A 13,162-nucleotide genomic window follows, 5' to 3' on the forward strand; every position below is an offset into this window, starting at 1 on the left:
CTCAGGTTTTATTCTGAGCCTATCTCTCCGTTCAATATTTCTACTTTTTTCATTCGGAACTCCCGCGGTGACGACCCGCATTGCTCCTTAAAGATTCTGCTAAAATAATTCGAATTATGATAGCCGACCAGAGCGGATATTTCTTTAACCGGCTTGTTTGTCTCCACTAATAACCGTTTCGCTTCCTTTATCCTGATGCCGGCCAAAACATCTGTAAAGCTCGAGTTCGTGCTCGATGCAAGAAGATGGCTGAAATAGGAAGGATTGCGGTCAACATATTTCGCAACGTCTTCAAGACGAAGGCTGCTCTTGGAAAAATTAGCCTCCAAGAACGCGATTGCCCGTTCTATCGGATTTTGCTTCAGATTTTGAGCGCTTGTTTTGGCACCCCAAAAAAGTCTTTGAGTAAACAGAATCAGGTTTTGAACGGTCCGATACAGAACGGTGTCATATAAAATCGAATTGAAAATATAGCGGTATTCCCGTTCAAAATCCTGGTCTTTATTCAGATTATGCGTTTTCATAAATCTTCTTACTTGAGCGAGAATGCTAGTCAGCCTGATTCTTACTAAGCCTGGTTCAGGAAAAGGATGATTTAAATGTAAGAACTCGTCATAAAGCCACTTTTTTATTTTTTCCATTGCAAAGTTTGCCAGCATGTCGACCCAGGCACGCTGTTCGGGCGGCGTTAAAAAGGGATCGGTGTGAACCCAATCCGGCGGATGGTCAAACTCCATTATCTGCTGATACCCCTTGTAATAGGTAAGCTCGAGCATTTTTCTAGTTTGCAAATATTTTTGATTTAACGTAAGCGTTTGAGATTGCCCTTTGTGAATAACAATCGCGAGCGGGTCAGAAAACTCCTCCTCCCACCTTCGCATCGCTTTTTGGCACTGTTCCGTTATATTTGCACATGTTTCCTTAAATAACAGAATGACCATATCGCTTAAAGGGAAAATACCTTGAATATTTTTGAATGGATATTCTGTTAAAAAAGAATGCAGGGGGTGAGTCGTTTCATTATTTTCAGTTTGAAAAGCAGCAATATGGCTGTTCACTACGACAGCTGTCTGTGAGAGAAATAAGGCTTCATATGAAATATCTTTATGATAATAGCTAGAATGGAAGCTTCCATCCGCACTATTTTTTGCAGTTAGTTTTCTTGATGCTTTTTGATAGGCTGATTTTACTTTGGTTGTCGAAAAAGGTTTTATCATCAGATCAAGTGCCTGCATGTCAATCGCCAAGCGGGCCTTTTCGAAGGTTGCTTCCGCACTCGTTAACAATAAAACGGGAGCGTAAATTTGCACCAGCCCTCGAAAGGTTGACCACTCTTCTTTACTGATCATATCGAGTTCCATTAGGACCACATCAGGAGCTTCCTTCTCAAACAAAACGATAAATTCCTGATAATCCGCCGCCAAAAAAATGTTCGTCACCGGAATTGAAGAAGTTTTCAACAGCCATTTTAGCCCCTCACGCTCATTCAAATCCCGATCAGCTATCAGCCACTTACCTTCCATAAAGTCTTCACCTCTTCCCTCTTTCTAGGCCTTCTGGTGTCGACCAGAGAAAATGATCCCGAAAATAACGCCGAAAAGCACCATCAAAAAATGGATGGTTCCCGTTGAAAGTGAAAGGAACCGGATCATCATCCCATACCCATCATGAACCAGACTAAATAGCAGCTGGTGGAAAATAGGCTGGTAAACAAGGAAATAGGGAATCAGGATAAGTGGAACCGCCCGCCAATTACGGCCGATAAAATATTTGGTGATGAGAAAATAAATAATAGCAAACAAAAAGCCAAACCCGTAAACAAACCAGTTAATATATTGCATAGCACGCCCCGGCTGATCAAAAAACGCCAAAATATTTATGTAAACAACCCAAAAAAGCGCAAACAAAATAGCAAAACCTTGTAACTTCACAAAAAACCTCAACTTCAAACCTCCCTTCCCAATAGGAAATAATTTTACCACAAACAGGGTGTCAGGCACCACAAAAAGACAATTGTCCACGTGGAGAGGACACTAAAAAAAGGAAAACTATTTAGCAGGAAAACAGTTTAAATGGAAAAAAGGACATGCAGGATGTTTATTTATTGCCTGCGTGTCCTTTTTTTAAATCTATTTTTTTGTGTGGTTTAGCCTACGTTCAGACCGAAGTCTGTGGCGATGCGGCCGAGGCCGCCTTGGTAGCCGGAACCGACTGCAGAGAATTTCCACTCGCCGTTGTGGCGGTATAATTCACCAACGATGATGGCAGTCTCTACGGAGAAATCTTCTCCCAAATCGTAACGGATGATTTCTTGATTGGTATCTTCGTTTACAATCCGGCAAAATGCATTCGACACTTGTCCAAAATTTTGGCTCCGTGCTTCCGCATCATGAATTGTAATCACGAACGAAATTTTTTCCACTTGAGCAGGAACAGCACTTAAGCTAACTTTTACCTGCTCATCATCGCCTTCGCCTTCACCCGTGCGATTATCACCTGTATGTATTACTGAACCATTTCCGCCTTCAAGCTGATTATAGAAAATAAAATCACGGTCTGAAGCACATTTGCCATTTGCATCTAGTAAAAATACACTTGCGTCTAAATCGAAATCGTTGCCGCCATCATAGCGATTCGTGTCCCAGCCAAGACCAACAACGACCTTCGACAAACCTGGATTCGTTTTCGTTAAATCTACCTTTTGACCTTTAGACAATGAGATTGCCATAAAAACACCCTTTCGAAATTAATTTTTTATATAACTTTCTAAAAAAATGGCTGTGTTAAAGCACATTGTTGATTTTGAGCACAATGTTGATTGGAGTGGAAGGCGCGAGACTCCTGCGGGAGCAGCGGGACAGGTGAGACCCCGCAGGCGCTTTGCGCCGAGGAGGCTCACCGCCCGCCCCGCGGAAAGCGAAGCGCCTGAAACGGAAATCAACATTCACTTTTAACAGAGCCAAAAAAATAGAAAGCTAATAACAAAATGGATCCACACAACTGATTATGGACTAAAAAAAAATCTAAGACTAAAAATAACAATACCTATCTTAAGTGTACAAAAACCAGCCATATTTTGCTACCATTATTTCCTTACCCCCCTGTCATCTCATCCCCCATTAGATTAACAGCAGAGAAATTGGGTTAAATTAAGAAAGTCAAACCTCGGATATAATAGTTGTGCTATAATGAACTATTAGCAAAACGGGTTGACCGTTTATATTAAGCAGGGAGCGATTCTTACAGATGATAAAAATTGAAATACCTAATCCGGATATCGTGATTACGAAAAAGAAACAAGTTGGCGAAAAGGTTGAAGCACCGCTAAGCAGCGTATATGGCTTTACAGATTATAATAAGATTCCACGGGATAAGGGCGGAATAATCTTATTTTTCAATGCGGATGATGAATTAATGTATGTCGGCAAAGCCAGAAAATTAAGACCCCGGGTAAAGCGGCATTTTGAAGATACTGTTTCCCCGATTAAATCGTATCGTGATGAAGTTTACAAGATTGCCGTCATTGTCGTCGATAATCCGATGGAACGAGAAATTTACGAAACCTATGCCATTAATACTCTTCACGCAAAATACAATGTGGACAAGGTTTTCTATAAGTAATTCCCTATAGTGGCAAGTGCAGGTACGAAGTTTCGAAAAGCTGCACTTGTCATTTTTCAACTGATATCAGCTATTTTAAGAATCATTTCTTTTTCAATATGACTAGCGCGAATTCCAAATTGCGGCTTCAAAGGTTCTACTTTTTCCCCCAATAAAATCTTAATGGCAAGATACGGAATATTGATGCCGGAGAGACAACTAACGTGCATTCCCCCGCTCATGCGCGGATTAATTTCCAGCAGCTTCGGCAACCCATTGTTATACTTCACCTGAATATTGAACATATAGGGCAATCGATATTCTTGATGAAACCTGTGTGCTAATTGGATTAGCTCCAGACTTTCAACAAGCTCCCGCACCCTTCCGTCCCCCTTCATCCTTGGAATGACAGCCAGCAGCTCCTCACTCGAAGCAAGGCAATCAATACTATATTCCCTGCCCTCTAGATACTCCAGAACCATTAGATAAGGAAAGGTTTCTTGCTGAGCTAATATCTCGCAAGCATAGCTGTAGGGAATTCGATAACCAACCCCATTATTAAAAAGCTGATTAATTGACTCAATTTCATCCTTAATCACGCGAAATCCATTTGCCCCTTCACCAACCACAGGCTTGAAACAAACATTATGGCCCTTTTCTTTAAGGTGCATGTAAGCCTTTTTAAAATCCCTGACCGTATTGACCACATAATAGTCAGGAAGGGAAAAGATTTGCGGTCCATTTGATAACACTTCGTATGCGGCAGCTTTATTATCCATCGTCTCCATCAGTTCAGCATCTGGACACACTAAAACCTTGACACCGAGTGCTGCAAATTCTGCAAGCCGTTTCGAAATTAGCACATTTTCTTTTCGGGGTATGAAAATGTCGATCCCATACGTTTTGCAAAAATCAAGACAAAACGCTATATAGTCATCTCCAGATATATCGGGTTCCACGAAGGCAAAATCGCAATTTTGTAAATAGAGTGCATCTTTATTCGGATGTGTTCCATAAATGATAAATTGCCGCTTATCTTCATTAGCCCGTATCATATCAATGTAATGCGAAACTGTTGTAAACCAGCGGTTAAACCAAATCTTCATTTTTATCCTCTTTCATGTTGTAGTTCAGACCTTTCCCATTATGCGCCAACTAGAATCATTTTATAATCCAAAATTGGCAGAAAAGCGATATTGTTCAATTTAAAAAACGTTCCTGTATGAGCAGAAACGATTTTCTTAATAATATCCCATGGCCTTGTTAACCTATCATTCCATAAAAAGGTCTTTAAACCTTTTCAGATTTTTCAACTTTGTAGTAAATTTAAAGTGTTAGGCACCGGATGATCTGTCCATTATCAACCCCTGAATGTCCTCTTTACAAAATCCCCAATTTCCTTAATTGCCCTTCTCGCTTCTGGTATAAAATCGCCGCTCATTTGCCAAACATGCCACATCCCATTCCAAACTTTCAACTTCACTGTTATTCCGGCATGGCGGGCCGCGGCCGCCAGCATTTCTGCATCGCTTTGCAGAATTTCGTGACTGCCAACCTGGATGAACAACGGCGGAAGACCCGCTAAATCGGCAAACACAGGTGAAATCAGCGGGTGGTCAAGCGCTTCCTCTCCGGCATACATGCGGGCTGTTTTCCTCACGCCGTCCACGTTCAAATACGGATCGACACTCCCATTTCTTTGGTAACTTTGCCCGCTGCTTGTTAAATCCACCCAGGGTGAAAGACAGACAAGCGCGGCCGGAAGCGGTTCATTCTGATCCCTTAACACCAAAGCAGTGGCTATGCTCAATCCGCCGCCAGCAGAATCCCCGGCAAAAATAATCTGGCTGGAATGGAAACCCTGCTCAAGCAGCCAGCGGTAAACCCGGACAGCATCTTCAATCGCAGCCGGAAATGGATGTTCAGGAGCAAGCCGGTAAGCCGGGATAATCACCTTAACCCCCGCCGCTTTTCCAATCCCAGCGGCAAGCGTTCGATGTGTTTGGACAGAGCAATAGCCATAACCGCCGCCATGGAGATAAAGAATCACCTTGTCATCCGGCGAGTCACGATAGGAAAGCCACTCTGCGTAGATTCCCTCGATTTGAAGCGGCTCAACCAGGCAGTTTTCTGGCATCCGCAACCTTTTAGAAGCGGCATCCAGCTTTTGCCGCCTTTCCGCTATCCCCCTTTTTTCCAAACTCTTTCCGCCCACACTCTTAGCCGTAAGTTTAATTACTTTTTCTAAAAAATAACTTTTGAAACTCGGCATGACCCCAATCTCCCTTTCAAGCTTCGATTTCTTTATTTTCATTATACTGAAAAAGCCTTTTTTACAGATAACTTCCAGTCAAAAATTCTGCGTTATTTACTGAAACTTAAAGATTTTTGTAAAAATTCTGTAACAAGTTGTCCATTGCGTATTGTACAATTAAGGTAACCGAAAAATGTAATCTGGAGGTTTTTTCGTGAAGCGACTTACCGATCATCTCATTATTATTTCCTTTGATTGCTTATCAGCCTTAGACTTCCCGATTTTAAAAGACTTACCTCATTTCCAAACCCTATTGGAAAAAGGGGCGTATGTCGAAAATGTCGAAACGATTTATCCATCTGTCACCTATCCTTGTCATGCGACGATTGTCACTGGAAATTATCCGAACCGGCATGGTGTCATTAATAACACCATGTTGCAGCCTGGCAGGCTTTCCCCGGATTGGAATTGGTACCGTGATTGCATTCATGGCACGACTCTTTATGATGAAGCGAAAAAGGCCAATCTGATAACCGCCGCTTTATTATGGCCAGTAACAGCGAAGGCGAAGGGGCTTGACTACAACATGCCTGAGATTTTTGCTAACCGCCCCTGGCAAAATCAAATCCTTGTTTCGCTTATGAACGGCACTCCCGGATATCAATTGGAGCTTAATAACCGCTACGGTCATATCCGCGACGGATTGAATCAGCCGGCGCTGGATGACTTTGTTCTAGAATCAACCGTCCACACGATAAAAACAAAGAAACCAAATTTATTGCTGGTCCACTTTACTGATCTGGATACCCAGCGCCATTATCATGGTTTTTCTGCCGATGAAGCAATTGCCGCAATCCATCGCCACAACGAGCGGCTGGGGAGAATTATGGAAGCCTTGAAGGAGAGCGGTCTCGATGAAAACTCAACGATAGTCGTGTTGGGAGACCATAGTGCTCTCGATGAAAACAAAGCAATTAACCTGAATGTCCTTTTACATAAACAAGAGCTTATTACAACCAACTCTAAATCTAAACTCATTGATTGGAAGGCTTATTGTAAAAGTTGCGATGGCTCTGCATATATTTACATGAGAGACAAACACGACACCGCGGCATTTAACGAAGTGCAACTTCTGGTAGATTCTTTGCTCCAGAACCCTGATTCGGGAATTGAAAAGGTCCTGACCGGTGCACAAGCGGCAGAAAAAGGAGCAGACGGTACTTGTGCCTTTATGCTCGAGGCCCAGAGGGGTTATTACTTTTTAGAAGACTTTGAGGGGGAGTATCTCAAAACCATTTCGCAGGAGGATGTCACCGCCGATAAAAAGTACACCTTAGCCTCCCATGGATATTCACCTGAGAAAGAAAATTACGACACGATTTTGATGGCAGCAGGCTCCGGGATTAACCCGATTACGCTGCCCAGCATTCGGCTGATTGATGAAGGACCGACCTTTGCAAGGCTTCTTGGTGTCAGCCTAGGAAGTACCGACGGCAGGGTGATCGAAGAACTATTAATGAATTAAAAAGGGGGAACTGGAATGAGTCGAATGTCAAAGCCAGAAAAGAGCTGGGTGTTTTATGATTGGGCAAACTCTGCCTACTCCATTCTCATTACTACCGCCATCTTTCCATTATACTTTAAAGCAGCTGCCAATGAGGCTGGACTAGCGGGAGCTACTTCTACTGCTTACTGGGGTTATGCCAATTCCTTTGCGACACTATTGATTTCCCTTTGCGCACCCATATTGGGGAGCATCGCTGATTTCAAAGGCTTTAAGAAGCGATTTTTCAGCTTTTTCTTAGGTCTCGGAGTTGTCTTCACCCTGCTGCTTGCAGTTGTGCCAAGCAACCAATGGCTCATTCTATTAATTTGTTATATGCTCACCGTCATCGGTTTTGGCGGAACCAATATTTTCTATGATGCCTTCCTAGTTGACGTGACGACAGAAGACCGGATGAATCAGATTTCTTCCAAAGGATATGCCTATGGCTATATTGGAAGTACAATTCCCTTCATTATCAGCATTGCACTTATCATTTTGTCACAGCAAAACATAATACCATTATCCGTAACCATCGCAAGCCAGGCCGCATTTGCGATTACAGCATTATGGTGGGGCTTGTTCACCATTCCGATGTTAAAAAATGTAAACCAGGTTTATTATAAGGAACGGGTGCCAAACCCAATTAGCAATGGTTTTAAACAGCTGTTTGAAACGTTCAAAAAAATAAAGCTTTACCGCCCATTGTTTCTGTTTCTAATCGCCTATTTCTTTTATATTGACGGGGTTAATACCATCATCACAATGTCAACAGCATACGGTTCCGATTTAGGGATTGATTCCAACAATCTGCTAATTATCCTGTTTGCCACCCAAGTTGTCGCGGCACCGTTCGCGATTATCTATGGGAAGCTTGCCGATAAATTTAAAGGCAAAACAATGCTTCTAGTGGGGATTTTTGTTTATATCGTAATTTGTTCTTATGCCTATTTCTTAAAAACGACTTTAGATTTTTGGATTCTCGCGATGCTCGTTGCCTCTTCACAAGGGGGAATCCAGGCATTAAGTCGTTCTTATTTCGCCAAACTTGTCCCGAAAGAAAATGTCAACGAGTTTTTCGGATTCTATAGCATATTTTACAAATTCGCGGCCATCTTAGGACCATTTTTAGTTGGATTCACTGCACAAATGACCGGTAACACCAATAGCGGCGTCTTCAGCCTAATCGTCCTATTCATCATTGGCGGCATCATCCTCCTGCGCGTACCAGAACCAAACAACCTAGCAAAAACAAATTCAATATCACACTAAACCAAAGGAGACCTCACCTTATCGTGAAGTCTCCCTTAATTTGGAAATTGGTGCCTGACACCCACTTCCATTCTATTACTTTTTCATTAATTTTTGGATGGTGACTAGGACTTCATCTAAAACTTCGAAATCGCCCTCTTGAATTCGTTCCACCACACAACTCTTCATATGACCTTCCAGCAAAATCCTTGCAACGCTATTTAATGCCGATTGAGTGGCGGAAATCTGATTGATCACATCATCACAATACGTATCTTTTTCAATTAACCCTTTAATGCCGCGAATTTGGCCTTCAATCCGGTTAAGTCTTGTAACTAGATTATTTTTCACTTTATCTGAATGATGACTTTTTCGCTGGCTGCCCTCATCGCCACAGCAGGATTCATCCACTATTTCTTCCATATTATCTTGATCAAACGACATTCAACCGCCCCCTTTTTCGCTTATTATATCATACCCCGGTAGGGTAAAACGATATACTGCTTTATCTTCATTCTAAAAAACCTCTGTTAACATCTCTTTAGATTTTTCCAAATCTCTGGTTCTTTACACTCGCATTATTCGGCGGAAATCATTTATAATAATTTCATAACTAATCTGAAAGGTGTTGGTTCCGTTTGTCAAACCAATCTGAGTCACTAAAAATTTCCGTTAATTCGACGGTTTCTTTAAAGGCAATCGTGAAAGCCATTTTCAACGATACTATTCATGTACAAATTGGCGGAAAAATCATCACCCTTCCAACATCAGAATATCTACTGGAAAAACCGACCCGCTAATTCTTATCTTAATTTAAGGCTGTGTTAAAGAACATTGTTGATTTTGAGCACAATGTTGATTGGAATGGAAGGCGCGAGACTCCTGCGGGAGCAGCGGGACAGGTGAGACCCCGCAGGCGCTTTAGCGCCGAGGTGGCTCACCTCCCGCCCCGCGAACCGCTCGCGCCTGGAACGGAAATCAACATTCACTTTTAATACAGCCTAATTTAAAAAAAGCCCCTCATGTTAACTAAAAATGAGAGGCTTTTTTGCACTTCAAAACCAATAAGGATCTATCTTCGTTGCAGTAGATTTTCAAAAAATGGCAGATTAAAACTTCCATTATTTAATGACAGGAGTTCTTCTTTTTCTTGTTCAGCTTGTTTAATTTCAGATACTTCTTTATGAAGCCGTTCCATTTTTCGATCTAACTCCGCTGCGATTACGGCAGCGTCTTTTAATTCAGCGACCATCCGGTCCGGCACTTCTTTATTGTACTTATAATATATTTTATGTTCTAAACTAGCCCAAAAATCCATGGCAATCGTCCGGATTTGCACCTCAACATAGGCTAATTCCTCGCGGTCAGACATGAAAATCGGAATTTCCAAAATCAAATGAAGGCTTTGATAGCCATTCGGCTTCGGATTTTTAATGTAATCCTTATAATCCACAACGCGAACATCCTTCTGGCCGGCAATCATTTTACTCAATTCATATATATCCGAGATAAAGGAACAAGTAATCCGAATCCCCGCAATATCCCTTACATTCTCTTTTATCGAAGCTAAAGAAAAATCATAGCCCTTACGATATACCTTCTTAAAAATGCTTTCCGGCGACTTAATCCGCGACTTTACATGTTCTATTGGGTTATAGTCATGAATATAATTAAACTCATCTTTTAGAATATTTATTTTCGTACTCATTTCGTCCAAAGCAAATTTATAGGCCATCATGAACCTTGTCAGTTCCACTTTTAATGCTTTCAATTCTCTCATATCAATCATTTCCTCAATATTCAATCAGCAACGTCCTCTCTATGGTGTTTGCCGGTTATTCTGCTGGACCCGATTCCTTGGACCGTAGTTGCTCCAGTACATCCGGCGGAAATACCAAGCGGCACATCACTTTAGCAAGTTCATGAAAATCTGCTTGTTTTCCGCTTTGCTGACCTTTTTCAGGTCCATTCTCCGCTAAAACCATAATCGACCAAGTAACTGTATCTAAATCCAGATCCTTCCAGGTTAACCCACTATCACTGGCATGCTTTAATCCTGACAGAATTCTGCCATGAATTTTTCTTCTAGCTGCACTTAAAACCTCTGCCAATTCCGGATCTTTAGGCAATAATTCAGGCAGGACACGGCGAAGCCCTACCTCTTGAAGTCGATTATTATGGGCCTTCAAAAGTGATGCTAGCAAGGCTTCAGGGTCACAGGATAACCAAGTCGGTTCAGGAGGCAAAAGTTTGTCTAATTTATCTTCTAAAAGCGCCATTAAAAGCTGCCGTTTATCTGAAAAATAACGATAAAAGGTCCCCGTAGCTACTCCTGCATGGGCAGCAATTTCCTTCGCCGTCGTTTGTTCGTACCCCTTAGAAAAAAACAACGAATGCCCGCTCTCGAGCAATGCATTTCTTTTTTGTTGGGCACGTTCCTGTTTCGGGACAAATGGAAATTCGCCAACAAGTAATTCTTCACGGTCTGCCATTTTACCACCTCAGACTCTATCATATCACATTATAAAAAATTGAACCATAGTTCACATTTCAGTTGACAGACAAGACCATTCGTGTGATACTTGAACCAAAGTTCATGTTACTCTCACTTCGCTATTGTTCACACCCCTTGAATAATGAACTGAAGGTAACATGAACAATTTTTTTCAAAAAAAATGATCAGCTATGAAGGAGATCATGATGTTTTTGCGAATACATTAATGTATCGTTATTTTAATTCATTTCATGATAAATATGATTTACAACATTAGAAAGGTGTTGATTACTTTGGCGAATCAATCTGACTCTAAAAAAATTGCTGTAAATTCCACCATTTCTTTAAAAGGAATTGTAAAAGCCATTTTTAACGATACCATTCATGTGCAAATCGGCGGAAAAATCATTCCGATTCCCGCCTCTGATTTTCTGATTGATAAACCAACACAGTCATAGCCTTTCCGTTTCCCCGGAAGTCCATCACAACCGTGGTGGGCTTTTTGATATCTTTAGTAACAGTCCAGGCTGCTGTATCTTTTCCTTTACCCAACCGAAAGAAAGCGATGTCTCGCAGATGAGATAATCGCTTTTTTCTTTATTTTATTTTTAGGGCTGCCTTTTGATAACAGTCACAGGTAACGATATGGTCATTTACCATGCCAGTTGCCTGCATAAATGCATAACAAATTGTGGAACCAACAAATTTAAAACCGCGTTTTTTTAGATCCTTACTTAGTTTGTCACTTATTTCAGTCGTGGCCGGAACCTCTTTCATCTCTTTGAAATGATTTTGGATCGGTTTCCCACCTACAAATGACCAGATGTACTTTTGGAAAGAGCCAAATTCCTCGATCACCTGCAAATAGGCCCTCGCGTTCGATATCACCGCATTAACTTTCAGTTTATTTCTAACAATTCCTTCATTATGTAAAAGTTCTTCGATTTTTTTATCATCGTAGCGGATGATTTTTTCAGCTTCAAAATGATCAAAGGCTTGGCGGTAATTGCTGCGTTTCTTTAAAATCGTATACCAGCTTAGTCCTGCCTGGGCCCCTTCGAGATTTAAATATTCAAATAGTAAGCGATCATCATAAACGGGTACACCCCATTCATTGTCATGGTAATCGATATATAGCGGGTCCTGATTAACCCAGCCGCATCTATTCATGTTTGTCATGCCTCCCTTTGAAGTTGTTGAATTCCATTTGCGGGGTTGATGCGTATATCCTGACGCATATCTGTATCCCCTAGATTATTTTTTATCTCTTCTATTTTATAGATTGTTTGTTATTAAAACAATATTTTGCCAACATAGTGGGATGAAAGCTTAAAAAATTGGAAATAAAATCCCGAATAATGAGCAATCTATAATTAGCATTTTACAGCATGCTTTATTTCATAAAATGAGTGCAGCAAAAGGAGCAACTAATATGACAAATTTACTTGAAGCCATTAAAGACTATTTAGCTCCACTTGTTGATGGTGAGCCAAAAAAACCGTTACATGTGGGGGAAGTTAACAACCTCTGGTTATTGCTTACTTTGCTGGAAGAAGGCTTAGCTGTCTATCAATTAGGGCTTAACACGACAACTGATAAGCAATTAATCCATGCCCTCACCAACGGACAAGAAGAATCGATTAAAACGATTGAGCAGATAAGAAATTTTTTTATTAAAGAAGGAGTATCGATGCCGCCCATCTCGGAACCTAAACCAAAGTCTAATCCCAACTCGGTTCCACTTGGTGTCAAATATACCGATTCAGAACTAGCAAATTTAATATCTGCAAAGCTTGCTGCCGAAATCACACTCCTTGGTCAAGCTTTAGCGATGTCCATTAGAACGGATGTCGGCCAAACATTTTTCCAAATTCAATTTGAAATGATTAAGTATGGAACATCTTTAAAAAAAATGATGCAAGATCGCGGCTGGCTTAAGACTCCTCCCTATTACTATCCTCCCGGAGGACCCGAATGAACAAAAAACCGTTCATGCAACCAAAGCATGAACGGTTTTTCG

At 41.3% G+C, this 13,162-nt stretch carries 15 protein-coding genes; 6 read left to right on the forward strand and 9 right to left on the reverse strand.

Annotated features, from left to right (window positions below):
• Positions 1–8 precede the first annotated feature (8 nt).
• The 3 genes from ACFVSW_RS13290 to ACFVSW_RS13300 all read right to left on the reverse strand — a co-directional run bounded on the left by ACFVSW_RS13290 (position 9) and on the right by ACFVSW_RS13300 (position 2,728).
• Complete coding sequence (locus ACFVSW_RS13290) at positions 9–1,523, reverse strand: helix-turn-helix domain-containing protein (protein WP_387316683.1); 1,515 nt, start codon at positions 1,521–1,523, stop codon at positions 9–11.
• A 24-nt stretch (positions 1,524–1,547) separates the two neighbouring features.
• A complete protein-coding gene (locus ACFVSW_RS13295) occupies positions 1,548–1,943 on the reverse strand; it encodes a hypothetical protein (RefSeq protein WP_387316685.1) in 396 nt (131 codons plus the stop codon).
• A 203-nt stretch (positions 1,944–2,146) separates the two neighbouring features.
• Complete coding sequence (locus tag ACFVSW_RS13300; RefSeq protein ID WP_387316688.1) at positions 2,147–2,728, reverse strand: TerD family protein; 582 nt, start codon at positions 2,726–2,728, stop codon at positions 2,147–2,149.
• Positions 2,729–3,246: 518 nt separating this feature from the next.
• On the opposite strand from ACFVSW_RS13300, the gene ACFVSW_RS13305 reads away from it, so the two are divergent.
• Positions 3,247–3,621: a nucleotide excision repair endonuclease gene (locus tag ACFVSW_RS13305; RefSeq protein WP_387316691.1), complete on the forward strand. Its 375-nt coding sequence runs from the start codon at positions 3,247–3,249 to the stop codon at positions 3,619–3,621.
• Positions 3,622–3,677: 56 nt separating this feature from the next.
• Here ACFVSW_RS13305 and ACFVSW_RS13310 read toward each other — a convergent pair whose 3' ends face one another.
• Positions 3,678–4,706, reverse strand: a complete 1,029-nt coding sequence (locus tag ACFVSW_RS13310) for an ATP-grasp domain-containing protein (RefSeq protein WP_387316693.1) — start codon at positions 4,704–4,706, stop codon at positions 3,678–3,680.
• 254 nt (positions 4,707–4,960) lie between these two features.
• A complete protein-coding gene (locus ACFVSW_RS13315; protein WP_387316694.1) occupies positions 4,961–5,872 on the reverse strand; it encodes an alpha/beta hydrolase in 912 nt (303 codons plus the stop codon).
• Between the two features lie 196 nt (positions 5,873–6,068).
• Here ACFVSW_RS13315 and ACFVSW_RS13320 point away from each other — a divergent pair, with 196 nt between their 5' ends.
• Together ACFVSW_RS13320 and ACFVSW_RS13325 are read left to right on the forward strand one after the other, a co-directional pair.
• A complete protein-coding gene (locus ACFVSW_RS13320) occupies positions 6,069–7,379 on the forward strand; it encodes an alkaline phosphatase family protein (RefSeq protein ID WP_387316697.1) in 1,311 nt (436 codons plus the stop codon).
• Positions 7,380–7,394: 15 nt separating this feature from the next.
• Positions 7,395–8,669: an MFS transporter gene (locus ACFVSW_RS13325; protein WP_387316699.1), complete on the forward strand. Its 1,275-nt coding sequence runs from the start codon at positions 7,395–7,397 to the stop codon at positions 8,667–8,669.
• Between the two features lie 75 nt (positions 8,670–8,744).
• Here the strand turns inward: ACFVSW_RS13325 and ACFVSW_RS13330 are convergent, their stop codons facing one another.
• A complete protein-coding gene (locus ACFVSW_RS13330) occupies positions 8,745–9,071 on the reverse strand; it encodes a metal-sensitive transcriptional regulator (protein WP_387316929.1) in 327 nt (108 codons plus the stop codon).
• 215 nt (positions 9,072–9,286) lie between these two features.
• On the opposite strand from ACFVSW_RS13330, the gene ACFVSW_RS13335 reads away from it, so the two are divergent.
• Entirely contained in the window at positions 9,287–9,448 is a 162-nt protein-coding gene (locus ACFVSW_RS13335; RefSeq protein WP_387316702.1) for a hypothetical protein, read from the forward strand.
• Positions 9,449–9,720: 272 nt separating this feature from the next.
• Here ACFVSW_RS13335 and ACFVSW_RS13340 read toward each other — a convergent pair whose 3' ends face one another.
• Positions 9,721–10,437, reverse strand: coding sequence for a GTP pyrophosphokinase (locus ACFVSW_RS13340; protein WP_387316931.1), 717 nt, complete (start codon positions 10,435–10,437; stop codon positions 9,721–9,723).
• A 46-nt stretch (positions 10,438–10,483) separates the two neighbouring features.
• Positions 10,484–11,140: a TetR/AcrR family transcriptional regulator gene (locus ACFVSW_RS13345; protein ID WP_387316705.1), complete on the reverse strand. Its 657-nt coding sequence runs from the start codon at positions 11,138–11,140 to the stop codon at positions 10,484–10,486.
• 295 nt (positions 11,141–11,435) lie between these two features.
• On the opposite strand from ACFVSW_RS13345, the gene ACFVSW_RS13350 reads away from it, so the two are divergent.
• The gene (locus ACFVSW_RS13350; RefSeq protein WP_387316708.1) at positions 11,436–11,600 is read left to right on the forward strand and encodes a hypothetical protein; all 165 of its coding nucleotides are present in this window, start codon (positions 11,436–11,438) and stop codon (positions 11,598–11,600) included.
• A gap of 139 nt (positions 11,601–11,739) precedes the next feature.
• Here ACFVSW_RS13350 and ACFVSW_RS13355 read toward each other — a convergent pair whose 3' ends face one another.
• Positions 11,740–12,312: a DNA-3-methyladenine glycosylase I gene (locus ACFVSW_RS13355; protein WP_387316934.1), complete on the reverse strand. Its 573-nt coding sequence runs from the start codon at positions 12,310–12,312 to the stop codon at positions 11,740–11,742.
• A 262-nt stretch (positions 12,313–12,574) separates the two neighbouring features.
• Between ACFVSW_RS13355 and ACFVSW_RS13360 the strand changes: the two genes are divergently transcribed.
• Positions 12,575–13,120: a DUF3231 family protein gene (locus tag ACFVSW_RS13360; RefSeq protein WP_387316711.1), complete on the forward strand. Its 546-nt coding sequence runs from the start codon at positions 12,575–12,577 to the stop codon at positions 13,118–13,120.
• Positions 13,121–13,162 lie beyond the last annotated feature (42 nt).

Source organism: Neobacillus sp. NPDC058068 (assembly GCF_042885335.1).
In the GTDB taxonomy this organism is placed as follows: domain Bacteria; phylum Bacillota; class Bacilli; order Bacillales; family Cytobacillaceae; genus Neobacillus.

What these genes read in the sequence shown, in the direction of transcription:
- ACFVSW_RS13345 (WP_387316705.1), bottom strand. Translation starts at nt 11,140, where the DNA reads ATGGCAGACCGTGAAGAATTACTTGTTGGCGAATTTCCATTTGTCCCG.
- ACFVSW_RS13355 (WP_387316934.1), bottom strand. Translation starts at nt 12,312, where the DNA reads ATGAATAGATGCGGCTGGGTTAATCAGGACCCGCTATATATCGATTAC.
- ACFVSW_RS13325 (WP_387316699.1), top strand. Translation starts at nt 7,395, where the DNA reads ATGAGTCGAATGTCAAAGCCAGAAAAGAGCTGGGTGTTTTATGATTGG.
- ACFVSW_RS13305 (WP_387316691.1), top strand. Translation starts at nt 3,247, where the DNA reads ATGATAAAAATTGAAATACCTAATCCGGATATCGTGATTACGAAAAAG.
- ACFVSW_RS13310 (WP_387316693.1), bottom strand. Translation starts at nt 4,706, where the DNA reads ATGAAGATTTGGTTTAACCGCTGGTTTACAACAGTTTCGCATTACATT.
- ACFVSW_RS13360 (WP_387316711.1), top strand. Translation starts at nt 12,575, where the DNA reads ATGACAAATTTACTTGAAGCCATTAAAGACTATTTAGCTCCACTTGTT.
- ACFVSW_RS13330 (WP_387316929.1), bottom strand. Translation starts at nt 9,071, where the DNA reads ATGGAAGAAATAGTGGATGAATCCTGCTGTGGCGATGAGGGCAGCCAG.
- ACFVSW_RS13315 (WP_387316694.1), bottom strand. Translation starts at nt 5,872, where the DNA reads ATGCCGAGTTTCAAAAGTTATTTTTTAGAAAAAGTAATTAAACTTACG.
- ACFVSW_RS13340 (WP_387316931.1), bottom strand. Translation starts at nt 10,437, where the DNA reads ATGATTGATATGAGAGAATTGAAAGCATTAAAAGTGGAACTGACAAGG.
- ACFVSW_RS13290 (WP_387316683.1), bottom strand. Translation starts at nt 1,523, where the DNA reads ATGGAAGGTAAGTGGCTGATAGCTGATCGGGATTTGAATGAGCGTGAG.
- ACFVSW_RS13300 (WP_387316688.1), bottom strand. Translation starts at nt 2,728, where the DNA reads ATGGCAATCTCATTGTCTAAAGGTCAAAAGGTAGATTTAACGAAAACG.